29 protein-coding genes are annotated in these 25,285 nt (G+C 60.7%); 12 read left to right on the top strand and 17 right to left on the bottom strand.

The annotated features are described in order from the left end of the window. Nucleotides 1-12 precede the first annotated feature (12 nt). Together ACR0E6_RS19065 and ACR0E6_RS19060 are read left to right on the top strand one after the other, a co-directional pair. Nucleotides 13-711: a glutathione S-transferase family protein gene (locus ACR0E6_RS19065; protein ID WP_480586207.1), complete on the top strand. Its 699-nt coding sequence runs from the start codon at nt 13-15 to the stop codon at nt 709-711. Then, a complete protein-coding gene (locus tag ACR0E6_RS19060; protein ID WP_480586204.1) occupies nt 708-1,109 on the top strand; it encodes a DUF1801 domain-containing protein in 402 nt (133 codons plus the stop codon). Before ACR0E6_RS19065 ends, ACR0E6_RS19060 begins: the two co-directional genes overlap by 4 nt. 32 nt (nt 1,110-1,141) lie before the next feature. Here the strand turns inward: ACR0E6_RS19060 and rnr are convergent, their stop codons facing one another. Genes rnr through dapE form a run of 3 tightly spaced genes read right to left on the bottom strand, consistent with a single transcriptional unit; the run spans nt 1,142 to nt 5,167 of the window. Continuing rightward, complete coding sequence (gene rnr, locus ACR0E6_RS19055; protein WP_480586201.1) at nt 1,142-3,400, bottom strand: ribonuclease R; 2,259 nt, start codon at nt 3,398-3,400, stop codon at nt 1,142-1,144. A gap of 48 nt (nt 3,401-3,448) precedes the next feature. Further along, nucleotides 3,449-4,024, bottom strand: a complete 576-nt coding sequence (locus ACR0E6_RS19050) for a TIGR04282 family arsenosugar biosynthesis glycosyltransferase (protein WP_480586198.1) — start codon at nt 4,022-4,024, stop codon at nt 3,449-3,451. Between the two features lie 3 nt (nt 4,025-4,027). Continuing rightward, the gene (gene dapE, locus ACR0E6_RS19045; protein ID WP_480586195.1) at nt 4,028-5,167 is read right to left on the bottom strand and encodes a succinyl-diaminopimelate desuccinylase; all 1,140 of its coding nucleotides are present in this window, start codon (nt 5,165-5,167) and stop codon (nt 4,028-4,030) included. Between the two features lie 209 nt (nt 5,168-5,376). On the opposite strand from dapE, the gene ACR0E6_RS19040 reads away from it, so the two are divergent. Further along, a complete protein-coding gene (locus tag ACR0E6_RS19040; RefSeq protein WP_170455322.1) occupies nt 5,377-6,435 on the top strand; it encodes a transporter substrate-binding domain-containing protein in 1,059 nt (352 codons plus the stop codon). A 12-nt stretch (nt 6,436-6,447) separates the two neighbouring features. Here ACR0E6_RS19040 and ACR0E6_RS19035 read toward each other — a convergent pair whose 3' ends face one another. Further along, nucleotides 6,448-6,792: a hypothetical protein gene (locus ACR0E6_RS19035; RefSeq protein WP_170455325.1), complete on the bottom strand. Its 345-nt coding sequence runs from the start codon at nt 6,790-6,792 to the stop codon at nt 6,448-6,450. 115 nt (nt 6,793-6,907) lie between these two features. Between ACR0E6_RS19035 and ACR0E6_RS19030 the strand changes: the two genes are divergently transcribed. Next, entirely contained in the window at nt 6,908-7,243 is a 336-nt protein-coding gene (locus ACR0E6_RS19030) for a cupin domain-containing protein (protein WP_480586191.1), read from the top strand. Between the two features lie 60 nt (nt 7,244-7,303). Here the strand turns inward: ACR0E6_RS19030 and dapD are convergent, their stop codons facing one another. The 3 genes from dapD to ACR0E6_RS19015 all read right to left on the bottom strand — a co-directional run bounded on the left by dapD (nt 7,304) and on the right by ACR0E6_RS19015 (nt 9,796). Next, the gene (gene dapD / locus ACR0E6_RS19025; RefSeq protein ID WP_170523757.1) at nt 7,304-8,131 is read right to left on the bottom strand and encodes a 2,3,4,5-tetrahydropyridine-2,6-dicarboxylate N-succinyltransferase; all 828 of its coding nucleotides are present in this window, start codon (nt 8,129-8,131) and stop codon (nt 7,304-7,306) included. 109 nt (nt 8,132-8,240) lie between these two features. Next, complete coding sequence (locus ACR0E6_RS19020; RefSeq protein ID WP_170523754.1) at nt 8,241-8,840, bottom strand: GntR family transcriptional regulator; 600 nt, start codon at nt 8,838-8,840, stop codon at nt 8,241-8,243. 44 nt (nt 8,841-8,884) lie between these two features. Further along, a complete protein-coding gene (locus tag ACR0E6_RS19015) occupies nt 8,885-9,796 on the bottom strand; it encodes a threonine/serine dehydratase (protein WP_480586187.1) in 912 nt (303 codons plus the stop codon). Between the two features lie 79 nt (nt 9,797-9,875). Between ACR0E6_RS19015 and ACR0E6_RS19010 the strand changes: the two genes are divergently transcribed. Beyond that, a complete protein-coding gene (locus ACR0E6_RS19010; RefSeq protein WP_170634163.1) occupies nt 9,876-10,718 on the top strand; it encodes an LOG family protein in 843 nt (280 codons plus the stop codon). A 3-nt stretch (nt 10,719-10,721) separates the two neighbouring features. Then, complete coding sequence (locus tag ACR0E6_RS19005) at nt 10,722-11,819, top strand: cystathionine gamma-lyase (protein WP_480586184.1); 1,098 nt, start codon at nt 10,722-10,724, stop codon at nt 11,817-11,819. Here ACR0E6_RS19005 and ACR0E6_RS19000 read toward each other — a convergent pair whose 3' ends face one another. Continuing rightward, entirely contained in the window at nt 11,820-12,203 is a 384-nt protein-coding gene (locus ACR0E6_RS19000) for a phage holin family protein (protein WP_170624665.1), read from the bottom strand. It lies immediately after the preceding gene. Nucleotides 12,204-12,359: 156 nt separating this feature from the next. On the opposite strand from ACR0E6_RS19000, the gene ACR0E6_RS18995 reads away from it, so the two are divergent. Continuing rightward, entirely contained in the window at nt 12,360-13,280 is a 921-nt protein-coding gene (locus ACR0E6_RS18995) for a DnaJ C-terminal domain-containing protein (RefSeq protein ID WP_480586181.1), read from the top strand. Next, the gene (locus tag ACR0E6_RS18990; protein ID WP_480586178.1) at nt 13,277-13,615 is read left to right on the top strand and encodes a hypothetical protein; all 339 of its coding nucleotides are present in this window, start codon (nt 13,277-13,279) and stop codon (nt 13,613-13,615) included. Before ACR0E6_RS18995 ends, ACR0E6_RS18990 begins: the two co-directional genes overlap by 4 nt. A 42-nt stretch (nt 13,616-13,657) precedes the next feature. Here ACR0E6_RS18990 and ACR0E6_RS18985 read toward each other — a convergent pair whose 3' ends face one another. The 4 genes from ACR0E6_RS18985 to ACR0E6_RS18970 form a co-directional block, all read right to left on the bottom strand. Beyond that, on the bottom strand, nt 13,658-14,278 hold the full coding sequence (locus tag ACR0E6_RS18985) for a cytochrome P460 family protein (protein WP_480586175.1): 621 nt from the start codon (nt 14,276-14,278) through the stop codon (nt 13,658-13,660). A 229-nt stretch (nt 14,279-14,507) separates the two neighbouring features. Continuing rightward, a complete protein-coding gene (rlmN, locus tag ACR0E6_RS18980) occupies nt 14,508-15,695 on the bottom strand; it encodes a dual-specificity RNA methyltransferase RlmN (protein ID WP_480586172.1) in 1,188 nt (395 codons plus the stop codon). A 175-nt stretch (nt 15,696-15,870) separates the two neighbouring features. Then, on the bottom strand, nt 15,871-16,038 hold the full coding sequence (locus tag ACR0E6_RS18975) for a hypothetical protein (RefSeq protein WP_170455349.1): 168 nt from the start codon (nt 16,036-16,038) through the stop codon (nt 15,871-15,873). 166 nt (nt 16,039-16,204) lie between these two features. Next, the gene (locus ACR0E6_RS18970) at nt 16,205-16,738 is read right to left on the bottom strand and encodes an invasion associated locus B family protein (protein WP_170455351.1); all 534 of its coding nucleotides are present in this window, start codon (nt 16,736-16,738) and stop codon (nt 16,205-16,207) included. 181 nt (nt 16,739-16,919) lie between these two features. Between ACR0E6_RS18970 and ACR0E6_RS18965 the strand changes: the two genes are divergently transcribed. Next, entirely contained in the window at nt 16,920-17,918 is a 999-nt protein-coding gene (locus ACR0E6_RS18965; RefSeq protein ID WP_170455353.1) for an asparaginase, read from the top strand. Nucleotides 17,919-17,923: 5 nt separating this feature from the next. On the opposite strand, the gene ACR0E6_RS18960 is transcribed toward ACR0E6_RS18965, so the two are convergent. From ACR0E6_RS18960 to ACR0E6_RS18950, 3 genes are read right to left on the bottom strand one after another with little or no spacing between them, the layout of a single operon-like run. Next, entirely contained in the window at nt 17,924-18,244 is a 321-nt protein-coding gene (locus tag ACR0E6_RS18960) for a YciI family protein (protein ID WP_170455355.1), read from the bottom strand. A gap of 22 nt (nt 18,245-18,266) precedes the next feature. Then, nucleotides 18,267-18,695: an SRPBCC family protein gene (locus ACR0E6_RS18955; protein ID WP_480586166.1), complete on the bottom strand. Its 429-nt coding sequence runs from the start codon at nt 18,693-18,695 to the stop codon at nt 18,267-18,269. Beyond that, nucleotides 18,683-19,012, bottom strand: coding sequence for an ArsR/SmtB family transcription factor (locus ACR0E6_RS18950; RefSeq protein ID WP_480586164.1), 330 nt, complete (start codon nt 19,010-19,012; stop codon nt 18,683-18,685). Before ACR0E6_RS18950 ends, ACR0E6_RS18955 begins: the two co-directional genes overlap by 13 nt. Before the next feature lie 185 nt (nt 19,013-19,197). Between ACR0E6_RS18950 and ACR0E6_RS18945 the strand changes: the two genes are divergently transcribed. Both ACR0E6_RS18945 and ACR0E6_RS18940 read left to right on the top strand, forming a co-directional pair. Next, a complete protein-coding gene (locus tag ACR0E6_RS18945; protein WP_480586162.1) occupies nt 19,198-19,563 on the top strand; it encodes a hypothetical protein in 366 nt (121 codons plus the stop codon). Nucleotides 19,564-19,581: 18 nt separating this feature from the next. Further along, nucleotides 19,582-21,903: a caspase family protein gene (locus ACR0E6_RS18940; protein WP_480586160.1), complete on the top strand. Its 2,322-nt coding sequence runs from the start codon at nt 19,582-19,584 to the stop codon at nt 21,901-21,903. A gap of 6 nt (nt 21,904-21,909) precedes the next feature. Here ACR0E6_RS18940 and serB read toward each other — a convergent pair whose 3' ends face one another. Further along, entirely contained in the window at nt 21,910-22,785 is an 876-nt protein-coding gene (gene serB / locus ACR0E6_RS18935) for a phosphoserine phosphatase SerB (protein WP_480586157.1), read from the bottom strand. A gap of 157 nt (nt 22,786-22,942) precedes the next feature. Between serB and ACR0E6_RS18930 the strand changes: the two genes are divergently transcribed. After that, complete coding sequence (locus ACR0E6_RS18930; protein ID WP_480586154.1) at nt 22,943-24,460, top strand: malonate--CoA ligase; 1,518 nt, start codon at nt 22,943-22,945, stop codon at nt 24,458-24,460. Here ACR0E6_RS18930 and ACR0E6_RS18925 read toward each other — a convergent pair. Further along, entirely contained in the window at nt 24,450-25,184 is a 735-nt protein-coding gene (locus ACR0E6_RS18925) for a metallophosphoesterase family protein (RefSeq protein ID WP_480586151.1), read from the bottom strand. The genes ACR0E6_RS18930 and ACR0E6_RS18925 overlap by 11 nt on opposite strands. Nucleotides 25,185-25,285: the final 101 nt, after the last annotated feature.

The raw sequence follows: 25,285 nt of genomic DNA, 5'->3' as shown, positions 1-25,285 counted from the left end.
ACGGAGCCACAGATGCTGACCCTACTGACCTTCCCCTCGGCCTTTGGCGTGTTCAGCGCCAGCCCGTTCTGCGTGAAAACCGCGCTGATGCTGCAGCACTCCGGCCAAAGCTGGCAGCGATCCGACATGCTGGACCCCCGCAAGATGCCGCACCAGAAACTGCCCGTCCTTCGCACGCCTGAACGGCTGGTGCCCGACAGCGACCTGATCCGCGAATGGCTGGAGCATCAGGGCGCCGATTTCGATCAGGGCCTGACGGATGTGGAAAAGGCACAGTCCCGCGCGTTGATCCGAATGGTTGAGGAACACCTGTATTTCCACATCGTTTTGGATCGCTGGGGCAATGATCAGGTCTGGCCCATCCTGCGCGAGATGTTCTTTGACGGAATCCCGGCACTGATCCGCAAACCGGCCTCGAACGCGATCCGCAAATCCGTTCTGAAGGGGATCAGGACCCAAGGCATTGGCCGCTTTTCCCTGAACGAACGTCTGGACAGGGTCGAACGCGATCTTGAGGCGATCTCGGCCTATCTGTGGCAATCGCCGTTTCTGCTGGGCGAACGCCCGACGGCGGCGGACATGAGCGTTGGGCCCATGCTGGCCGCGATGCGTGCCACCCCTGCCGATACCCCCCTGACCCGTCGGATCAAACAGGATAACCTGCTCAACAGCTATGTGGATCGGATGGAACAGGCAGTACCGCTGGCATGACACAGTTCGAGGACCCCGCCGTCGCCGCAGCCTTCGCGGCCTTGCCACCAGAGACCCGCGCCGGTGCGTTTGCCTTGCGCAATCTGATCCTTGAGACGGCCAGCGACCTGCCCAGCGCGCAACCGCTGCAAGAGGCGCTGCGCTGGGGTCAGCCTGCGTATCTGGCGCCCAAGGGCTCGACCATTCGGCTGGGCGGGCACAAATCCGCGTGCTTTGCCCTGTTCGTGCATTGCCAAAGCCGGTTGATGGGTGATTTCACCAGCGCCTTTCCGGGTGAAGATCGGATCGACGGAAATCGCGCGGTTCTGTTCGATGACGTGGGCCAGATCGATCCGACCCGCCATGGCTGGCTGATCGCGCGGGCGCTAACCTATCGCGTTACAGCGAAAGGCAAATGAAAAGCGATACGACATTTTCCTGAAACGCAGTATCACCTCTGACGGCGTTTGCGTTCGACCTTGCGCTTGATCTTGTCCTTCTTGCGCTTGGTGCTGACCGCCTTGCGCCGTGCACCGCGTTTGGCGGGGCCGCGCCCGCGCGGCAGGGCCTGATCGTCAATGGACAGCAGTTCCAGTTCCAGCCCGCCGGTCACCGGTGTTGCCTCGGTCAGTCGCACAGTGACACGCTGGCCGATGGCGATGATCAAGCCTGTGTCTGAACCCATCAGCGTTCCGGCCTCGCGGTCGAAATGGAAGAATTCACGCCCCAGAGAACGCACGGGCACCAGCCCATCCGCGCCGGTTTCGTCCATCTTCACAAAGGCCCCGAACCGGGCGATGCCGCTGATCCGGCCCGAGAACTCATTGCCCACACGTTCGCTGAGATACGCGGCCAGATAACGGTCGGTCGTGTCACGTTCCGCCATCATCGAGCGGCGCTCGGTGTCCGAGATATGGGTGGCGGTTTCTTCGAGCCTTGCGATCTCATCCTCCGTCAGCCCGTCGGTGCCCCAGCCATGAGCCGTGATTAGCGCCCGGTGTACGATCAGGTCGGCATAGCGGCGAATGGGCGAAGTGAAATGCGCATAGTTCCGCAATGCCAGCCCGAAATGGCCGAAATTCTCGGGGTTGTAATAGGCCTGCGCCATCGACCGCAGGGTGGTGAGGTTGATCAGCTCTGCATCCTCGGTCCCGGCGGCGGCGTTCAGCAGCGCGTTTAGATGGCGGGTTTGCAGCACCTGACCCTTCGCGAGATTCAACCCCGCCGCCTGAGCGGTTTCCCGCAGGCTTTCCAGCTTCTCGGGCGCGGGTTCTTCATGCACTCGGAACAGCAGCGGGCGGCGTTTGGCGATCAAAGTCTCGGCAGCGGCCACATTGGCGAGGATCATGAATTCCTCGATCAGCTTATGCGCATCCAGTCGGTCACGGAACGCCACGCTGGTCACTTCGCCGGTGTCTGACAGGACAATCTTGCGCTCGGGCAGGTCCAGTTCCAGCGGCTGCCGCGCCGCACGGGCCTTTTTCAGCGCGGCATAGGCTGCATAGAGCGGTTTCAGAACCGTCTCCAGCAACGGCCCGGTGCGGTCGTTGGGGGAGCCGTCAATGGCCTCCTGCACCTCGGCATAATGCAACGACGCAGCCGAGCGCATCAGGCCGCGCACGAACCTGTGGCCGATCTTGTTGCCATCCGCGTCGATCTGCATCCGCACGGCGATACAGGCACGCGAGACGCCTTCGTGCAGGGAACACAGATCGCCCGACAGACGATCCGGCAGCATCGGCACCACACGGTCGGGGAAATAGCTGGAATTGCCCCGCTTACGCGCCTCGCGGTCCAGCGCGGTGCCGGGCTGCACATAGGCGGCGACATCCGCGATGGCGACCCAGACCACATACCCGCCCGGGTTCTTGGGATCGTCATCGGCATGGGCATAGCAGGCGTCATCATGATCCCGCGCGTCCGAGGGGTCGATGGTCAGCAGCGGCATGTCCCGCAGATCCTCGCGGCCCTTCAGGCCAGCGGGTTTGGCCTTGTCGGCCTCATCGATCACCTTGTCGGGGAAATCGTCGGGGATGCCATGCTGATGGATCGCGATCAGCGAAACCGCCTTGGGCGCCGTAGGATCGCCCAGACGCTCGACGATCCGCGCACGGGGCAGGCCCATGCGGTTCTTGGGTCCGGCCTGTTCGGCTTCGACCAACTCGCCATCCTTGGCCCCATGCACCGCGCCTTCGGGCACCAGCCATTCGGTCGAACCGGCCTTGTCGATGGGCACAATCCGCCCGCCCTCGGCCCCTTTCCGAAAGATGCCGACGATCTTGCGCGGGTTGGTTCCGATGCGGCGGATCAGGCGCGCCTCGTAATTGTGGTCTTCCTCATGCACCACGGTCAGGCGGGCCAGAATGCGGTCGCCTTCCCCCAGCGCGGGATCGCTGGCGCGGGTGATCAGCAGCACGATGGGCTCGACCCCCTCGCCATGCCACTCCAGCGGGCGCGCGAACAGGTCGCCATCGGCATTCGGGGCTTTCACCTGCAACACGCTGACCGGTGGCAGGCGGTCCGGGTCACGATAGCTGCGCTTGCGCTTTTCCAGATGCCCCTCGGCCTCAAGTTCCTTGAGGATACGTTTCAGATCGATCCGATCCGCGCCCTTGATGCCAAAGGCCTTTGCGATATCGCGTTTCGAGGTCAGGGTGGGGTTCGCCGAGATCCAGTCCAGGACCTCCTGCTTGGTGGGGATGCGAGTCATGTTTTCGGCCTAGCATGGGTATGCGACCGCGTCATGACCAAAAAGTGTTCAGGGGGTCAGATCAGCCACCGTATCGACGTCGCGAAGCTGGTCCAGCAAGGCGATGCGGCAGCCGGGAACCGAGGCCAGCGTGTCGGCCAGCGCGTGTTCCGTTGACCAGCGTACGTCGCGAAACAGACCTCTGGGCAACGCGCTGTAGCGCTGCGCCCCGACCAGCCAATAGCCGCCATCCGGGGCCGGGCCGAACACCATTTGCGAGCCGCCCAGCGCCGCGAACGCCCGCGCAATATGCCCGCGAGAAATCCCCGGAATATCCGCCCCGATCAGGCACACCGGCCCTTTGGGCATCCCGCGCAGCATCCGCCCCATACGGTCGCCCAGATCACCGCGCCCCTGCGCCGCGCGCGGCAAGTCAGCAGGCCAGATGCGGCTGGTCAGCCCCTCGCGGTCCGGTGACACGGCCAGAACGATCTGCCAGCGCGGGTCCCGCAGCCGCCGGATCAGCGCCCGTGTCTGATGCCGGAACCACCACGCTGCGCCGACCATGCCGATATCACGCCCCAGCCGCGTCTTGACGCGCCCCGGATGGGGCTCTTTGACCATGATGACCAGAGTGCGCTGCATGGCTTAGGCAAAATAATCCGTCAGAATGCGCGTATAGATCGCCTTGAGTTGTTCGATCTGGGCCACCTCGACGCATTCGTCCACCTGATGCATGGTGCGGCCCACCAGCCCGAACTCGACCACCGGGCAGTGGTTCTTGACGAACCGCGCGTCCGAGGTGCCGCCGGTCGTCGACATCTCAGGCTGCACACCCGTCTCGGCCTCAACCGCCTGCGCCACCAGATCGGACAAAGGACCGGGCGGGGTCAGAAAGCTTTCGCCCGAGATTTTGATTCTGGTCTCGACCTCAACGCCATATTCCTCGGCCACACGCGCGGCCTCAGATTTCAGCCAGTCACTCAGGCCCGTGCCGGAATGCAGGTCGTTGAAGCGGATATTGACGGTGCCGCCGCATTGCGCCGGGATGACATTTGTTGCGGGATTGCCGGTGTCGATTGTGACCACGGCCAGCGTCGAGGCATCGAAATGGTCACTGCCTTGGTCCAGTTCATGACTGGCCAGACGGTCCATCAGCCGCGCCATCGCGGGCAGGGGGTTCTTGGCCCGGTGCGGATAGGCGGAATGGCCCTGTACGCCCGTCACGGTGAACCACGCGGTCATCGACCCGCGCCGCCCGATCTTCATCATCTCGCCCATTTTGTTTGGACAGGTTGGTTCACCGACCAGACACACGCTCATCCGTTCGCCGACCTGATCCATATGATCAAGCAGGGCGGAGGTGCCATCCAGCGCATCGGCCTCTTCATCGCCGGTGATGGTCAGGATGATCGCGCCATCCGGCGGCGTGTCGCGTACGAAATCCACGGCGGCAGCAGCAAAGGCGGCGACGCCCGATTTCATGTCCGTTGCGCCGCGCCCATACATCACCCCGCCCTGAACCTCGGCCCCGAAAGGTGGTTTGGTCCAGGCGGAGTCGTCGCCAACGGGAACTACATCGGTATGGCCGTTGAATCCAAATGTTCGCGCATGTCCTTTGGCCCCCCAACGGGCGAACAGGTTGCTGATCCCACCGCGATCCACTCGGGTGCATTCGAACCCTGCATCCGACAAAAGACCCTGTAACAGGACCAATGCACCGCCTTCGGCAGGTGTGACCGATGGGCAACGGATCAGGTCCGCCGTCAATTGAACTGGATCGGTCATTTAAGGGCCTCTTTGGTGGTGGTGCGCTCAGGTTCGTGCACAGATTCAACGAATTGGCCGGATTGCCAACCCCAATCCGCAATTTTCACAGTGACGAACACGCAACGTATCGACCTGAGACGCCAATAAATCATGGTGCTTTACCCCGGGACGTGCTTGCCGCCATGCACACATTCGCGTTACAGGGCCGCGAAACAGGTGAATTGACCATGAAGCGCGCATTCTACGCCCTGATCTGCCTGACTTTCGCCGTTCTCGCACAGCAAAGCCTGGCACAAACGCTGAATGTCACAACCGTGACCCGACCGCCGTTTTCCTATGTGGAGGACGAGGCCGAGACCGGATTCTCGATGGACCTGCTTGCGGCGCTGGCCGAGGCGCTGGACTGGGACTACACGGTATCCCGGGTCGAAGGTTTTTCGGACATGCTGGGCGCGGTTCGGGACGGGTCTGCGGATCTGGCGATTGCCAATATCTCGATCACCGCGATGCGCGAAACCCAGATGGATTTCAGCCAGCCGATCTTTGAGGCCGGATTGCAGATCATGGTGCCCTCGGACGCGGTGCGCAGGCCATCGCTGCTGCAGGCCCTGCTGTCGACCGAGCTGTTCATTGCTATTGGCCTGGCCTTTGCCATCCTTCTGGGCGGCGGCATGCTGATGTGGGGGTTCGAGCGGCGCGCGCAGCCCTATTTCGACCGAAAGCTGAACGAGGCGTGGTTTCCATCCTTCTGGTGGGCGCTGAATCTGGTCGTGAATGGCGGGTTTGAGGAACGGATGCCGCGCACGCCCTTCGGCCGCATTCTGGGCGTTGTACTGGTCGTCTCGTCCCTGTTCATCGTGTCGGTCTTTACCGCCCGGATCACCAGCGTCATGACGGTGGACGCGATCACCGGCAATGTAAATTCGGTCAATGACCTCTACGGCAAGAATGTCGGCACCATCACGGGCTCGACCGCCGCCAGTTTCCTGACCCGGCGCGAGATTGAATTCACCGGTTACACCGGGCTGGATCAAATGCTCGAAGCATTCAAGGCCGAAGATCTGGACGCGGTGGTGTTCGACGCGCCCATCCTGTCCTACTTCGCCGCCCATGAAGGTCGTCGGATCGCCAGCATGACCGGAGGCATCTTCCTGCGGGAGAACTATGGCATTGCCTTCCCGACCGGTTCGCCCCTTGTCGAAGAGGTCAATCAGGCGCTGTTGGCCCTGCGCGAAGACGGGACCTATGACGAGATTTACCGCAACTGGTTCGGGATGCAGAACTAAGGCAAGTCTGCTTTACGGCTGCGCGTCACCTTCGAAAAACGGCGTCATCTGCGCGACGATCACCGCATTCTCATCCAGCGCCCGCTGCATCAGGGCACGTTCGTCCGGATCAATGTCGTGGCCCTGCGCCTCGCGCTCGGCCAGCGTGCCATAGCCCGTGACATCCAGAGGCGCGGTATCTGCCTGTTTCAGGATCGCCACGGTTTCGCGCACCGCCTCGGCTTCATCCACGCCGCTGGCAAAGCACATCAGGGCCGCCCCGGTCGCCCCGTCGGGCAAGCCGTCGCCGTCCTTGCGACCGATTTGGACCAACAGGGTATAGACTTGCTGACGCGAAGGTTTCTTTTGCTTTTCCATGCAACGGGCCATAGCCGCGCGCCCGCCTACGGTCAAGCAGCCGGGAATTGCGCGCAGGCTTTCAGGCGTCCATAGTGCAAAAACACAGCCCGTTGCCAATTGCAGAGGACTTTTGATGCCCTATCCCGATTTTATTACAGCCTTCCCAAGCCTCGACATTCCCTTCCCCGAGGACGTGGTGCAAACCGCCGTCATCCGGTCTGATGCGGGTCTGGTGGCGTTCTTCACGTTCCTTAAGGATTTTGAACTGCCCGCACATTCGCACAAAGCGCAGTGGGGCACGATTGTCGAGGGCGAGGTTGAATTGACCATCGGCGGCGAGACCAGAACATACGGCCCCGGCGACAGCTATTCGATCCCTGCGGGCGTCGAACATGGCGGCAAGATCAAGGCCGGTACGCGGGCCATTGATGTGTTTGAAGAACCGGATCGCTATCCGATCAAGGGATAGACAGGCAACAAAAAAAGGCTGCGGCACGCGCTACAGCCCTTTTGCACGTATGCGGACGCTTTAGTCGCGCAGCAACTCGTTGATGCCGGTTTTCGAGCGGGTCTTTTCGTCCACCCGCTTCACGATCACCGCGCAATACAGGCTGATGTTGTTTTTCGACGGCATCGAACCCGCCACAACAACCGAATAGGGCGGCACTTCGCCATAGGTCACTTCACCGGTTTCGCGGTCAACGATCTTGGTGGATTTGCCAATGAACACACCCATACCCAGAACCGAGCCTTCGCGGACGATACAGCCCTCGACCACCTCGGACCGGGCACCGATAAAGCAGTTGTCTTCGATGATGGTCGGACCGGCCTGCATCGGTTCCAGCACGCCGCCAATACCGACGCCACCCGACAGGTGCACGTTCTTACCGATCTGCGCGCAGGACCCGACGGTGGCCCAGGTGTCAACCATGGTGCCCTCGTCAACGTAAGCGCCCAGGTTCACGAAGGACGGCATCAGCACCACGCCCGGCGCGACATAGGCCGATTTGCGGACCACGCAGTTCGGCACGGCGCGGAAGCCAGCGGCCTTCCACTGGTCCTCACCCCAACCGGCGAACTTGCTGTCCACCTTGTCCCACCAGCCACCGGCCTGCGGGCCGCCCGACTGGATTTCCATGTCCTTGATGCGGAAGCCCAGCAGAACCGCCTTCTTGGCCCACTGGTTCACGTGCCAGTCGCCGCTCTCCAGCTTTTCGGCCACACGCAGCGATCCGCTGTCCAGTGCGTTCAGCGTATCCTCGATGGCTTCGCGCTGTTCGCCGGTGGTTGCGGGCGAGATGGTATCGCGGGCCTCCCATGCGGCTTCGATGGCGGCTTCCAGTTGCGCATTGGACATTGGGCGTCTCCCTAGAGAATCTGTTCGTGTCGGTGTGGCCTATACGCAAGCCGGACCCACGGCGCAATGCGACGAACGCGGGTCTTTTTGCGTCCAATCCGCGCTATCCTCAGCTTGCGCGGCGAATATGCCGGATCAGAATGGCCGTTGCCGCGCCCGTATCCTTGCGCTTCAGGGCCTGCACGATGGACAGGTGGTCCTTGTCCACACGCTGCGTCCATTTGGGGCGCCAATGGGCAAACAGATGCCGGGCGCTGGCGATGTGCAGGTCATCGATGGTGTGCAACAGGCGCGGCAAACCGCAGGGCGTCAGGATTGCACGGTGAAAGGCGCGATTGCGGGCCTCCCATTCCGGCATGGTTTCAGCGTCGTCGCAGGCGATACGAGCCGCTTCGATCCGGTCAAGATCCGTGGGCGACATGTTTTGCGCCGCCTGCTGCAGGGCAAGCGGTTCCAGCGCCACGCGCATCTCGATCACTTCGCGTATCTCGGCGGGATCCAGAACCGAGACACGCATCCCCCGTCGGGGCTCGCTGTGGGCCAACCCGTGCGCCTGAAGCCGCAGCAGCGCTTCGCGCACAGGCACGTGGCTGGTGTCAAAGGATTTGGCGATGTGGTCCTGACGCAGTTTCTCACCGGCGCTTAAAGCCCCGGTGATGATCTGCTGGCGCAGGTTTTCGTAGATCGTGTCGGCAATCGTGGCGTTCATAGATTATCGATAAAATCGTCAACGCCTGTCCACAAGCCGATAATTCACGCCGCAAACGGATCGGGGGCGATATTTCCACCGCAAACCAGAACCGCCACGCGTTCCCCCGGTTCCGGCTGATACGCACCCGACATCAGAGCTGCCAAGGCCGCTGCCCCTGCGGGTTCAACAAGGATACGATGGGCCTGCCACAAGGCGCGTTGTGCGTCGGAAATCGCCTGATCCGAGACCAGAACCGAGGGCATCCCCTGCGCCAGATCAAAACAGATCGATCCAATCCGCCGCGCACCCAGCGCGTTGGCCGCGATCCCGGAGACCGACACGTCCACTGGCTTACCCGCCTCTAAAGCCGCGTTTAGCGCGCAGGAGGTTTCCGGCTCAACCGCCACAACCTTGCGCGCACCCTGAAACCACGCCAACGCCCCGGCAATCAGGCCGCCGCCGCCAACAGCGATCAGGACGGTATCAGCCTGCAAACCTTGCGCGTCCCATTCCGCAAAGCACGTCCCCTGCCCGGCCACAGTCGCTGGTGCGTCATAGGCGTGGATCTGCATCGCGCCGGTTTGTTCCTCATGCTCCTGCGCCATGGTTAGGGCATTGGCGTATTCACCCGGCACCACGCTCAAGTCCGCGCCGATCTGTTCGATCAGGGCGATCTTGGACGGACCGGCCAGTTCCGGCACGAAAATCTTGGCCGGATGGCCCAGCGCCCGCGCGGCATAGGCCGCCGCAGCGCCATGATTGCCGCCTGAGGCCGCGACAACGCCCGCCCGCGGCACATCCGTGCTGAGCAGCGTGTTGAACGCGCCCCGCGCCTTGAAGCTGCCGGTGTGCTGCATATGCTCCAGCTTCATCTCAATCGGGTAGCCGGGAATGTGGATCTGCATCACCGGGGTCACCTGTGCGTGCCCGTCTATCCGACCGGCTGCTGCCTGAATTTCGCTTTTCCAATCCATGTTTGTCTTTCCGTGACTGGCACTCTGCCCGCGAACCCTATAGCTGTTTGTCAAACACGCAAGCAGGGATCGATCAACGATGAGAGAAGACCGCCACAGCCCGTTCCGCGATGCGCAGACCGACCGCTCGACCGCGAGCGAGGTGCCGGATACGCCGCAGACGCGCTCACCCGCCTATCGCCTTGCCTTCGCTGATGAGGAATTCCTGTGCCGGGATGAGCTGCGCCCGGTGCGCCTGCAGCTGGAGCTGCTGAAACCCGAGATGATCATGAGCGAACGTCAGATCACCTCGACCATCGTCATGTTCGGCGGCGCGCGTATTCCGGAACCGTCGCAAAAGCACACGGCACGAACCGAAACGCTGGCCGGGCTGTCCGAGTATTATGACGAGGCACGCGAGTTTGCCCGGCTGATGACCGAGAAATCGAACGAGACAGGCTGCCGCGAGAATGTGATCGTCACCGGCGGTGGCCCCGGCGTGATGGAGGCCGGAAACCGGGGCGCGCAGGATGCAGGCGGCTGTTCCATCGGGTTGAACATCGTCTTGCCGCATGAACAGGCCCCGAACCTGTATGTGACGCCCGAGCTCAGCTTCAATTTCCACTATTTCGCGATCCGCAAGATGCATTTCCTGATGCGCGCCCGCGCCATCACCATCTTCCCCGGCGGCTTTGGCACCATGGATGAGTTGTTCGAATCCCTGACCCTGATCCAGACGGGCCGGATGGACCGCGTGCCTTTCCTGCTGTTCGGCCGCGAATTCTGGGAAAAGGTCATCAACTGGGAAGCCCTTGCCGATGCAGGCACCATCTCGGACGAAGATCTGGACCTGTTCCGCTTTGTCGATACCGCGCAAGAGGCGGTCGAGATCATCGAGAACTGGGAACCCGCCCCACCCCGCGACGCAATTCCGGGGCGCTGAGTCATGGCACCGAAGATCTCAGAAATGCTGCACCTGCGCGGCAACGCCCTGAACGCAGGTGAGCCGGTGGCCCTGCCGCTGACCCAAAGCAGCATGTATCACCTGCCGGGGCCAACAGATGGTCTGGCCACCTATGGCCGTGTGGACAATCCCACGTGGGTCCAATTGGAACATGTGCTGTCGCATCTGGAAGACGCGCCTTGCCTTAGCTTTCCGTCGGGCATGGCGGCGATCTCAGCGGCGCTGTTCGCGACCGTTCAGGCCGGATCGCGGCTGTTGATCCCTTCGGACGGCTATTACGTCACGCGTCTGCTGTCGGATCGGTTCCTCTCACGCCTCGGTGTTGAGGTCGAAGAACGCGCGACGACGGCTTTTGCCGAAGGTGGTTTTGCCGGGTTCGATGTGGTGTTTGTCGAAAGCCCCTCGAACCCCGGTCTGGACATGATCGACCTGAAAGCGGTTGCCGAACAGGTGCGCGCCGCCGGTGGGGTGACCATCGCCGACAACACAACCCTGACACCGCTAGGCCAGCGCCCGTTGGATCTGGGCATCGACGTGGTTGTGTCATCCGACACCAAGGCGATGGGCGGGCATTCCGATATGCTGATGGGCCATGTGGCCAGCCGCAACACTCAGATCATGGAACGGGTCGAGGAATGGCGGAAGGTTTCCGGATCAATCCCCGGCCCGCATGAGGCTTGGCTGCTGCATCGCGGGTTGGAAACTCTGGATGTGCGCTTTGACCGGATGTGCAACTCGGCGCAGCTGCTGGCGGAGCGGTTGGCGGGGCATCCGAAGGTGAAACACGTTCGCTATCCGGGCCTGCCAGACGACCCCGCGCACGCCTTGGCGCAAGCTCAAACGGCGCGATTCGGGTTCCTGTTGTCCCTGACGCTGGACAGCGAAGCGCAGGCCGAAGCCTTCATCAACACCTGCCCCTTGCTGCGCCCCGCAACCTCATTCGGAGGCGTTCACAGCTCGGCCGAACGCCGCGCCCGCTGGGGCGATGACGTCGATCCGGCGTTCATCCGCCTCTCTGTTGGCTGCGAACCGGTCGAGGAACTGTGGCAAGCCATCGAGGCCAGTCTGAACGCGCTGTGATTACTTCTTAGGTTCGCGCAGTTCTTTGAACACATAGATCGGCAGCACGATACTGCCGATCAGCGCACCCAGCCAGACCAGCAGCGTCGCCGCCAGCAGGTTCGAGATACCGCCGATGGTCAACCCAGCCGTGATCCAATCGGTCACCAGCAGGCCCACGAAGGTCACGATCAGCGCGATCCCGCCTTTCAGCGCGGGCGCTTTCTTTTCCCCAAGTTTCAGGATCAGCGGCTCGGCCACCACCTGAACCAGGGTGAAGACGATCACCACAACGATGAACGACAGCGGCTTGATCGAAAACCCGGACAGCAGCAGCACAGCCAGCAACAACCCAAGAGCATTCCCGGCCAGCAGAGCCAGAGCGGATTTGATTCTGCGCGACATGGGGTGGCCTCCGTCAAGCGACATTTAAAAACATGCAGATGTTAACAGGTTTGCAGGAAATGAAGAAGCAATTCAATCGTCTCTTCCTTTTGGGCCCTTGAAATCGCATGATAAAACGCAACCACCCTGTTCTGACCGACCCGCGAGAGAGGTGAGATGAGCGACGATCCCTATTCCGTCCTTGGTGTAGCAAAGGACGCAACTGCCGCCGAGATCAAGAAAGCCTATCGGCGTATCGCCAAGGAATGCCACCCGGACCTGAAACCCGGCGACGCAGAGGCCGAGGCCAAATTCAAAGCCGCCGCCGCAGCCTATGACCTGCTGAAAGACCCCGAAACGCGCGCACGCTATGACAATGGCGAAATTGACGCTTCGGGTCAGGAACGGCCGCAGCAGCAATACTACCGGGACTACGCCGAAGCAGCGGGCAACCCTTATCGCGGGCGTCAGGCGGATCCGGACGACATGTCCGACATTTTCGCCGAATTCATGCGGGGACGCGGCGGTTTCGGCGGTCAACGCACGCAGCAGTTTCATGCGCCGGGCCACAATCTGAATTACACGCTTGAGATCAGCTTTCTGGATGCCGTCTTTGGTGCCAGCCAAAAGCTGACCTTGCCGGATGGGGACCGGATCGAGGTCAAGATCCCCGCCGGTATCACCGATGGCCAAACGATCCGCCTGCGGGGCAAGGGCGCTCCGGGCTATGGTGAAGGGCCGCCGGGGGATGCTTTGGTGACAGTCTCGGTCGCCAAACATGCAGTGTTCGACCGGCAGGGCGACGACATCCATATCACGCTGCCCATCACCATTGATGAGGCCATTCTGGGCGGCAAGGTCCCGGCCCCCACCATCGACGGCGGTGTGAATGTCACTGTTCCGGCTGGCACCAGTAGCGGAAAAACCCTGCGGCTGCGCGGCAAAGGGGTGAAGAAACGCGGCTCGTCCCAGCGCGGGGATCAGTTGATTGAACTGACCATCGCAATGCCCGGTACGATTGATGAAGAATTGAAGACCTTCATGGAGACCTGGCGCGACACGCACCGCTATGATCCGCGGAAAGGAATGCCGTCATGAGCCTGACCGAAAAGGAACTGATCGAGACCATCTCGCGCCTGACGTCGGATCGTCTGACCGAGTATCTGGCGGCGGAAATCGTGATCCCCGAGCAATCGGATCAGGGGCTGGTCTATCACAGCATCGACGTCGCCCGGCTGGAACTGGCCTGCGAGTTGCACGAGCAATACGACATGGAAGCGGACGCGCTGTCGATGGTGATCTCTCTGATCGACCAGATGCACGGTTTGCGCGCGGAATTGCGCGAGGTGCTGAACGCGGTCGAAACGCAGCCCGAACCCGTCCGCCAGCAATTGATCGAGGTTATCGGAACGGCTCGGTTCCGACGCGGCTAACGGGCGGACCCGCCGTCGCACCGTCAACAGGCGATGCGATTGCTATTCGCCGGTCTGATACTCTTCGGGCACATAAAAGGTGTAATCGCGCTCGGCGACCTGCTCGTGACAGTCATGGCAATAGGCCACTGCATTGGCGCGGAATCCCATCGTGTCGCCAAACAAAGAGCCATCCGGCAGAACCATGATATAGCGCCAATCCGCCATGTCGGGATCTGTGCCAGGGGCCAGTTTTTCCATCACGAACATCGCACCGGGAAAGATTTTCCCCTCATCCGTGACGGTCATGCTGTCCTTGGCCAGCACCGACCCCACCGGCAGAACCTCGCCTTCCTGCAAGGTCCCGTAATTATGCGCCATCCTGTTGGCATAGCTGTTCACAAACCGCTGTCCGTGGGTGGCCGAGATATAGGGCGCATCATTGAACAGCGGCCAGCTTTGGTAATTGCGCAGCAGATCCAGCTGTGCCGCCGCATAGCCACGCGCCATCCGCTTCGCCAAGGACTTGTAGACAGCGTTGGCCTCGTCCTTGCTCAACTCGGCGGGGTTTTCGATTGCGATATGGGCATCCTGTTCGTCGGCCTGCGTCTGGCCCACAAAAATCAGAAGCGAAGCCGAAATAATAAGAACGGTCTGAAATCTATTGCTGAAAACTGTATTCATAACTTGGCCTACCTGAAAAACAGTTCGCTTGCGCATCGGGACTTACATTAATCCACATAGCGAACATCAATCATCCTGCCAGAACCGGTCCGTCCACCTCACCGTTTCGTGCACAAAGGTGAGCCCCAAATCCGAAACCCGGGCAGGACAAACATAACAAATTTTGCATGCAAAAAACAGAAGCCGAAATGTTAAGATTTCATCTTCAACTGTCGGCTGAGCAGATGCTTTAGCTGTTCAACCCAGCCTCGGCCTCGATCTGTTTGCGCGATTTGCGGGCGCGTTCTGTGGCCGATTTCAACTGACCGCAGGCCGCCATGATATCCTCACCCCGCGTCTTGCGGATGGGTGAGGCGTAGCCCGCCTGATAGATGATGTTCGCAAAGGCCCGGATACGGTTGTTCGAGCTGCGCTTGTAGGGCGCGCCGGGCCATTCGTTGAACGGGATCAGGTTGATCTTGGCTGGAATCTTGTGGCGCTTGATATGGTTGATCAGGCGGTGCGCATCCTCGTCACTGTCGTTCACGCCATCCAGCATCACGTATTCGAATGTAATCCGTTCCGAGTTCGAGGCATTCGGATAGCTGGCCAGCGCCTGCAGCAATTCCTCGATATTCCAGCGCTTGTTGATCGGCACCAGCACGTCGCGGGTTTCGTCCGTAGTCGCATGGAACGAGATCGCCAGAAGGCAACCGATTTCCTCGGCCGTGCGTGCGATTTCGGGCACCACCCCGCTGGTCGACAGGGTGATCCGGCGGCGCGACAGGGAAATGCCTTCGGGGTCCATGGCGATCTTCATCGCGTCGCGGACGTTTTCGAAATTATACAGCGGCTCACCCATGCCCATCAGAACGATGTTCGACAGCAGGCGCGTTTCATCCTTGGGCGCGCCGGGGGTGGGCCATTCCTCAAGATCGTCGCGGGCCATCATCACCTGACCGACGATTTCCGCCGCGGTCAGGTTGCGCACCAGTTTTTGCGTCCCGGTATGGCAGAAGGAACAGGTCAGCGTGCACCCGACCTGAGACGAGATGCACAGCGTACCGCGATCATCCTCGGGGATATAGACAACCTCGACCTCATGCCCGCCCGCGATGCGGCACAGATATTTGCGGGTGCCGTCCTCGGACACCTGACGGGTCACAACCTCGGGGATTTCAATGACAAAGTTCTCGGCCAGTTGCGCGCGATAGGCTTTGGCCAGATTGGTCATTTCACCAAAATCGCGCACGCCCCATTGATAGATCCACTGCCAGATCTGCCCGGTGCGCATCTTGGCCTGTTTCTCGGGCGTGCCGTGTTCGATCAGCACCTCGCGCAGCTGGTCGCGGGTCAGACCGACAAGGTTCACCTTCCCCTCGGGCAGTTTGCGGGGGATGGTCATGACGTCTTGAGTGATCGGCGCTTTGGGCGACATGTGGCTGTCTCAACGGATTCTGGCTTGGGATGCGCCTCTATATAGGATCGCGCGCAAAGATCAAAAGGAATCGTCAATCCCGGCCTTCAGCTTTTTTTGACGCGCCCAGATACAGTTCGGCCGCACCGGGATGAGCGATGCGGCCGATTTCGTTTTCCGATACCGGATGAGCCGGTCAGAAGCTTGCAGGCAAGATGTTACAATCCGCTGCATCCAGGGTTTTTACCGGATCTTCCGGTCCACATTGCTCGCCGGACACCGGATAGGTGTCGCTTGATTTCTCACATGCGCTCAGCACCGCAGCGGCGGCGATCATAAGGGCGACAATGGACTTGTTCAGCATTCGAAAGCTCCTTTTCTTCCTCTGAACCGATTAGTTCAGAAAACGGAGCAACCTGCTTTGATACGGATCAAATTCGAATATGTACGTTACGTAAAGCGGTCGTTTTTTGAGCCAAAAAGAAACCCCGCCGAAAGACGGGGTTACCTATATCTGAATTTAGAATGGGTCAGTTGGTGCAGCGCTTTTCGGCGTCTTCGATCGCTGCGGTAAAGCCCAGCAATGAAAATGTGTCCTTGGTCTGCGTTCCCCGCTCCGACCGTGCGGTCAAAACCGCCTCGGTTCCGCGCTTCATGGCGGTGACGATCTTGGCATCATCCGCCGCTGTTGCGGGCCAGGCCCATTCGCCTTCGGTGAACAATTCGAACTCGCTGCCATCTACGTTCAGGTTCACGGTCGACCCTGCCGCAAACGGATAGCCACCGGTAAAGGTCACCTGACCTTTGACCTCGGCATTGGGGCGATAGAACACGAATAGCAGGATGTCGCTGCGACGGACCGAAACCACACGCCCGCCACGGGTATTCACCGTTTCCTTGGGGGCGGAAACGCTCCAACATTCGGTGGGATCATCCTCGACAAAAACGCTCCAATCCGTTTTTGCCGCTACGCGATTTGTGCTTGTCGCCTGTTGAGCGATTGCAGTCGTGGCCATCCCCGCCACGCACAGGCCCGCGATCACGCGGACGAGCATTGATCCCATTTGTCCAGCCTCCTAGCTCGACCTTCTACCTCATACCCATCAGAATGCGTCGCGAACCCTGCCGGTTCGTCTTGGAAAAGTTGCGCATCCCGATGATTGCCGACATACACACACTAACGCAGGTTTCGCCACAGGCGAAAGGGCGATTGGCAGAATTTTGCGCATAAATCCGGAGGTCAAGATGACTCAGCCCATACCGATGACAGAACTGTGGCGTGGTCCCCTGCTGGAAAGTCTGCATCTGGGTCATGCGGTGGTCTGCGATGGCACCGGGCAGATCGTGCAAAGCTGGGGCGATCCAAATGCGGTGATCTATCCGCGATCCTCGGCCAAGATGATTCAGGCACTTCCCTTGATTACGTCGGGCGCTGCAGCGAAGTACGGATTGAACTCAGAGCATCTGGCGCTGGCTTGTGCTTCGCATAATGGCGCTGCGATCCACACCGAACGTGTGACGGAGTGGCTGGATCATCTGGGTCTGGCAGAACCCGATCTACGCTGCGGCCCGCAGGAACCGGCGGATAAGGCCGCGCGCGACCGGCTGATTTTGGCCGACGATACGCCCTGCCAGATTCACAACAATTGTTCAGGCAAACATTGCGGCTTTCTGACCCTTGGTCAGCATATGGGGGCCGGGCCGGAATATCTTGAGATCGACCACCCGGTGCAGCAAGCCTGCCTGTCGGCCATCGAAGAGACAACCGGCGAAACCAGCCCCGGTTATGGGATTGACGGATGCTCGGCCCCGAACTTCGCGACCTCATTGGTGGGGCTGGCGCGGTCGATGGCGTGGTTCGCCTCGGCCGCGGACCGGTCCGACCGATCCAGCGATGCGGCGCAGCAGTTGACCGCCGCGATGATCAAACACCCCGAACTGGTCGCGGGCGAAACCCGCGCCTGCACGGAACTGATGCGCGCCATGGAGGGGCGTGCGGCGATCAAAACCGGGGCCGAAGCTGTATTCGTGGCCATCCTGCCGGAAAAACGCATGGGTGTGGCGCTGAAAATCACCGACGGAACCACCCGCGCCAGCGAATGCGCCATTGCCGCCTTATTGGTCAGCCTTGGCGTGCTGGAGGCCGACCACCCGGCCACCAGAAAATTCATGAACGCTACGCAATACAGCCGCCGAGGGCTGGAATGCGGCGTGATCAGACCCGCACCGGGTTTTCCCGGCTAGGCCCGCTACATCTCAATCTCGTGCACCTCGGCCACTTCGACCGAGCCGGAACCGTTGACAACCATCGGGCAGCCCTTGGCCATCTCGGTCGCGGCGTCCATGCTGTCGGCCTTGATCACCGTAAAGCCCGAGGCCGGGTTTGCGCCGCCATTGTCGACGACCCCGCTGCTGCTGACGGTGTAGGATTGGCCAACCGGGTTTCCGGGGATCTCCAACGCCTCACCCATGTTCTGAAACCACGCGCCCCATGCGGCCATGGTCGCCTCGATCTCGGCGGGGTCGGTGGGGGTGTGGCCCCCGTGATAGACAAACAAATATTGGGGCATAACGCTCCTCCCTGATGAAAACCTATGTGCACAGCGCTTCGAGTTTGCGCAGTGAAGATGTCCAGCCCATGTTGTGGTTCTCGGCAGCTTCCGCATCGACCAGTTCCCGGTGATCCACCACAAGGCGCGAACCGGTTTCGGTTGCCGTGACGGCAAAGGTCACATGACTTTCCGCGCCGCGCTGATCCTGATCGTCATGCCAGGCCCAGGTGAACCCAACAGATTTGGGCGGGTCGACATGGGTGACATGGCCCGAGACCTTGTATTGCTGGCCCTCGCTGTTCTCCATCACTGAAAACCACGGACCCGTGCGCGAGAAATCCAGATTGTGCCGGGGCACATGCATCCCCTCGGGGCCCCACCATTGCAACAGCTTCGCGCCGTTGGTGACCCATGCAAACAGCGTTTCAGGATCAACGGGAAACTCCCGCTCGAGCTTCAGGTCGGCCATGAGTTTTCCCTTTCCAGTATGTCGCCCAAGCGATCCAGACTGCTTTCCCAGAACTGGCGCTTCGAGATCGTCCAGTCGGCAATGGCGCGCAGCCCCTCGGGGCGGATCGAATACATGCGCTGTGTGCCCTGCACCCGCTGCTGTACCAGCCCTGCCGCGCGCAGCACTTTCAAATGGCGCGAGATCGCGGCACCGGACATGCCCTTGCCCTTGGTCAACTCGCCTGCGGGCATCTCTCCGGCCTCCATCAATTGCTCAACAATCGCGAAACGGGTCGCATCGGACAGGGCGGCGAAGGTGGTGAGGAGCGTGTTCATGATCACTATTTAACACAAAAGTTAAATTAAGGAAAGCTCAAAGCGGCTGTGTGAACTCGGTCACGTTCGACACCTTAAGTGTTTCAAAAACAGCCATAATTCACTAATAGACAGACATAATGTCTGCGAACTATAATCAAATATGCGAGTTTCGTGTTTTATGTAAGTTGTTAAGGAGTTTTGAAATGCGCCGTACGACCGTTTCAGCATTTGCTGTTCTGACAGTCGCCCTTTCCGGATGTGGGACAGTTTGGTCTCAGGAAGAGCCGGTTGATACCTCAGGCGAGGCGACGCAGTCAGCCGTCGCAGCAACGCCGGCTTCGGCGACGTCGTCGGGAAGCTCTGGCACGTCTTCAACATCCCTGGCCGGTGAAGAACGCGGCGGCGAAGGCGGTTCGAGCGGCGGAGGATCAGGCGGAGGTTCCGGTGGCGGCTCGGGCGGTTCGTCAGGCGGCAGTTCGGGAGGTTCATCGGGTGGCGGTTCCGGCGGTTCGTCAGGTGGCAGTTCGGGTGCCGGCGGCGGCAGCGGCGGTGGCTGGGGCAACTCATGATCTGAAAGGGTCTTAACAATGTCACAGCAAGCGTTGAAGCAACGACTTGGTCGCTTGCTGGCTGCATCGGCTTTCCTGTTACTGAACACACATGCTCTGAGCGCGCAGACCGGCCAAGCATCGTCAACGGCCAATCGCATCGCAATTGTGATTGGCAATCAGGATTACGAAAGCGTTGGCGACCTGACCAATGCCCGCAAGGATGCCGAAGATATTGCAGCCATGCTGCGGGATTTCGACTTTCGGGTGTACGACGGCTATGACCTGAGCAAGCAGGAATTTGAAGCGCTGATCCGAACGGCGGTGCTGAACATCCCACCTTCGGCCGATGTGCTGTTCTATTACGCAGGTCATGGCATTCAGATCGGCCGCAGAAACTACCTGCTGCCGGTCGATGCCAAGTTCGAAACCATTTACGACGTCCCGCTGGCGACCATGACGCTGGACCGCGTGATCGATACCCTGTCGGCGCGCAGCGCGGCCCATGTCGCCATATTGGATTCGTGTCGCGACAATCCATTTCAGGATCTCCGGCTGGCCGCGGATCTGGATGCAAACCTGTTCGAAACCCGCGAAGGGTTTGATGTGTTCAAGACGCCCCTGAACTCACTGGTAGCGTACTCCACGTCACCCGGTGCTGTGGCGAGTGATGGCGCGCAGGGTCAGAACAGCCCCTATACTGCTGCCGTTCTGGCTACGGCTGCATCTTCGCCGTTTGAGAACATTCAGCAGCTTTTCCCTGTCATTCGCGAACAGGTTCACGCCAAAACGGCGGGTCAGCAGATTCCTTGGGAAAGCTCGACGCTGGTACGCCCATTCTATCTGGCACAACAATCCACTGAATCCGCATCCCCACCGGCTGAGACAGAAGAAACCGCACCACAATCGGTGGCTCTCAGCTATCAGTTCGACAAGTCGATCCCATTGCTGCGAAGCCTGGAACAGGCATTGGGAACCGAAATTGTCGATCTGCAGGTGATTGAAAACCCGACCCGGGGCGCTGTCAGTTTCAGCGATCAATCCACGGCCAGTGACGTGCAATACGCCCCCGAGATTTCTGACGCGCGCGCTGTCGAAGTCGGCAACGCTGACTTCAAAGATACCTTTTCGGTTCAGGTGCTGACACAAGACCAAAAACAGCAGACAGTCGACGTGTCTCTGGATCTGGAAATGAACGCCTGCGACCTAGAGGCCGGAGATGCGCTGGACATCAATGGTGTCGGCGTGTTCCGCCTGCCGAACGAATTGGACATCGCAAAGGGGCTGGCAGCCTGCACACAGGCCGTTCAGGACGATCCCGACAATCCGCGCTTCCTGTATCAGCTTGGGCGCATCCAACAGGCATCGGGTGATGTGCCCGCCGCTTTTGAAAGCATCTCGGCAGCCGAAGCCGGGGGGCACATCCGCGCCAAATATGCGTTGGCCAGTTTGTTGAAAACCCAGCGGATTGACCGCGCCGTCACCAAAACCCCCTATGACCCCGAACGTGCCCGCGAACTTTTGGAACAGGGTGCAGCTCAGCGCGACCCGTATTCCATGCACAGCCTAGGTCAGGATCTACTGCGTAACGGGACAACACAGGAAGAGAAAAAGCGCGGGTTTGAGTTGTTGGAACGTTCTGTCGAGTTGGGCCATACCTTCTCGATGAACGAGCTGGGCATCTATTATCTGCGGCAGAACTCGGACCACTATATCCCCGAACGCGGGTTGCGCTATCTGCGCGCCTCGGAACTGCGCAAGGATATCTACGGCTACGATAACCTTGCCTATGTCTCGCTGGAAGGGCTTGGTGGAAACCCTGTCGATTTCGCAAAGGCCGAGGCCTATTTTCGTGCCGCCTCTGACGGCGGGCATCCGACCGCTCCGGCTAGCATCGCCCGCATGATCCTGCGCGATCAGTTGCAGGGACGAACCCGCGCCGAGGCGTTGCAGTGGTACGATACATCACTGGAACGCGGTGATGCGTGGGGTGGGGCCAACGGGGCCTTCATCATTCTGGATGGTCAGGTGCCGGGACGTGGCCCTGCCGATGCGGCGCTGCGGGCGGCCAAGGCCGCGTTGCTGGCCAATGAAGAACCCGCCGCGCAGGCGATGGGTCAGTTGGACGGGATATCCAAGGCTGATCTGGACCGGGCCCTGCAAATGGCCCTGAACGAGGTCGGAGAAAATGTCGCCGTTGACGGTCAGGTCGGCCCCGCCACGCTGGCCGCGCTGGAAAGCGCCAGCGCACGTTTCGGGGTTCCCGTGTCTTACGCGTCGACAAATGACCCCAAAGCGCGCTTGCTGCTGGCGGCCAGAGTGTATTGGGCCAAAAACCCGGTTCGGTTCGATCTGTTCTAGGGGTGATCAGCCCTGAAACTCGGACTTCCTGTAACCCTGCAGATACAGCAGCGCGGTCAGATCACCGTGGTTGATCCGCACGTCACATTCCGCCGCGACCGAGGGTTTGGCGTGCAGCGCAACTCCGGTTCCGGCGCGGTACAACATGCCCAGATCATTGGCCCCGTCCCCCACCGCGATCACATCCGCCTCGGCCAAACCGAGCTTGGCTGTGATCCGTTCCAGCGACTCGACCTTGGCTTGCCGACCCAGAATCGGACGTCCGACATCGCCGGTCAGGCGTCCGTCTTCGGCCAGCAGCGTGTTGGCGCGGTTTTCGTCAAACCCCAACACCTCGGCCACACGCGCGGTGAAGGCGGTGAACCCGCCTGACACCAATGCCGCATAACCGCCATTTGCCCGCATGGTGGAAACAAGTTCGCGCCCGCCGGGCATCAGGGTGATCCGGGTGTTAAGCACCTGATCGATGACCGCCTCGTCCAGCCCTTTCAGCAGACCGACCCGTTCGATCAGGGCCCCTTCGAAATCCAACTCGCCATTCATGGCGCGCGCGGTGATGTCCTTGACGCGTTCGCCCACACCGGCCTCATCAGCCAGTTCGTCGATGCATTCCTGCTGAATCATGGTGCTGTCCATATCGGCCAGCAGCATCTTTTTGCGTCGCCCCTCGGACGGTTGCACAACCAGATCGACACCCATCTGCTGCAAGTCCGCCCAAACATCCCAGCGATTGTCCGGCATGTCCGGCACGGCAAATTCTGCCGCCTCATCGGGGTTCAGCCAGACGATTTCGGCACCGCCCCAGGCGTTTCGCAGCGATTCGACCAGGGCCGGGTCCAGCGACGGTGCGGCTGGGTTGGTAAGCAATGTGGCAACAAACATATCGTATCTCCGGCAAGCTGCCCTGCGCATATCGCAGGTGCAGCATATGCACCAGAGCGGGATTGGAAAACGCCCGTAAAATATATCGCAAACGGGGCTTTACCACCCCACATTTCCACGACAGATTCAGCGCAGGCAGTTGGAAAAGGAATACGGGATGGGCAACCCGCTTTATGATCGCTTGTTTGGGATTCACGCGGGGAAAGACACGGCGTTTCTGCATCTGCCCGACGGGCGGACAATCACCCATGCCGCGTTTCTGGATATGGCGGCGCGGATCGCCAACGCGCTGACGGGGTATGGGCTGGAGCCCGGCGATCGCGTCGCCGTTCAGGTCGAGAAATCGCCCGAGATGCTGGCGCTTTATGCGGCCTGTGCGCAGGCAGGGCTGATCTTTCTGCCTGTGAACACCTCCTACAAAACCGCCGAGCTGACCTATTTCATCGAAAACAGCGGGGCCGCTCTGGTCGTCTGCGATGCTGCCAGTGAGGCGGAACTGACCCCAATTGCGCAGGCTCAGAACGCCCGGCTGGAAACGCTGAACGCCGATGGCTCGGGCAGTCTGATGCGGCGGGCTTTGGGCATGTTACCGGCCTTCGAACCGGTTCACCGGACCGAGGATGATCTTGCCGCATTCCTTTACACCTCTGGCACCACGGGACGGTCAAAAGGCGCGATGCTGACACAGGCGAACCTGCTGTCAAACGCCGATACGCTGGTGCGGGAGTGGCGGTTCACGCGCGAAGATGTGCTCTTGCACGCGCTGCCGATCTTTCACACGCACGGGCTGTTCGTGGCAACGAATGTGATCCTCGCCTCGGGCGGATCGATGATCTTTCTGCCGAAGTTTGATCTGGACGACATGCTGCGCCTGATGCCGCAGGCAACATCGATGATGGGCGTGCCCACCTTCTACACCCGCCTGCTGGGCGACCCGCGCTTCACCGGTGATCTGACCCGACATATGCGGCTGTTCATCTCGGGCTCTGCCCCCCTGCTGGCCGAAACCCATGAAAGCTTCGAGGCCCGCACAGGCCACCGCATTCTTGAACGCTATGGCATGACCGAGACCAACATGAGCACCTCGAACCCCTATGACGGTGAACGCCGCGCGGGCACGGTCGGGTTTCCTCTGCCGGATGTCGAGTTGAAAGTGACCGATCCGGACAGCGGCGAGACCCTGCCGCAGGGCGAGATCGGCATGATCGAGGTGCGCGGCCCGAACGTCTTCAGCGGCTACTGGCAGATGCCTGAAAAAACCGCAGCCGAACTGCGCGAGGATGGGTTCTTCATCACCGGCGATCTGGGCCGCGTGGATGAGGATGGCTATGTCCATATCGTCGGGCGCGGCAAAGACCTGATCATCTCGGGCGGGTTCAACATCTACCCCAAAGAGCTTGAACTGCTGCTGGACGACCAGCCCGGCGTGTTGGAAAGCGCCGTAATCGGCGTGCCGCACCCGGATTTTGGTGAAACGGTTCTGGGCATCATCGTGCCCTTGCCCGGCCAGTCACCGGACCTGACCGCAATCATGACCTCGGTTCAGAACGACCTCGCTCGGTTCAAACACCCGCGCGAGCTGATCCTGATGGACGCCCTGCCGCGCAATACGATGGGCAAGGTGCAGAAAAACACGCTGCGCGAGCTATTCAGGGATCGGTTCGTCAAGGGCTAGGGGTCAGCGGGACACGGCCGTTTTCGTTCAGCAACCAGCAGTCGCGGCCCTCGAAAACCGCTGGAACCAGCGGTCGGCCCATCCCGGCTCCACCATCCAGATTGATCCGGTTGCCACGATGCTCGGCCCGCTGGGCGGGTGTGTGCCCGTGCACGATCAGATAGGGATGCGGGCGCGGATCGTCCAGAAACTCGCCCCGTATCCAGACCAGATCCTCTTCGGTTTGATCCGCCAAAGGGACGCCGGGCCGAATGCCTGCATGGGCAAAGAACACCTCGCCTTCCTGATGATGTGTCACAAGGCCGTTCAGAAAGTCGATATGAGCCTGCGGTACAACATCGTGCACCCTCTCAAGCAGCCGGAAGATACGGTCTTCTTCCGTGAACTCCACACCGTAAGACGCCAAAGTCTCGGCCCCGCCCAAGCGGTGATGCAGCCAGTGTTCTCCGACCCGCAGCTTGGCCTCGGCTGTGGAGCCATCCTGCAGGAAACGGGCAAACATCCGGTCGTGATTGCCCAGCAGAAACACCCAATTGCGCCCGGCGCGGTGTTCTGCGGCCAAAAGGTCCAGAACCGCGCGACTGTCCGGACCGCGATCCACATAATCACCCAGAAACACCACGCGGGCATCCGGCCCGCCATCACGCTCGATCAGGTCAAGCGCCTGTTGCAGCATCTCAAGCTGGCCGTGAATATCGCCAATTACGTAAACAGGGGATGGCATCAGGTGCCCTCGTACAGATTGAATATCTGGCTTGTTGCGCAAATCTTCGGGCGGGAAAAGAAAATACCCGCGCCTTGGGGGGGCGCGGGCAGGAATTGTCT

It is taken from the genome of Ruegeria sp. AP12, from assembly GCF_056540025.1.
This window is presented reverse-complemented; position numbering and strand designations above follow the sequence as displayed.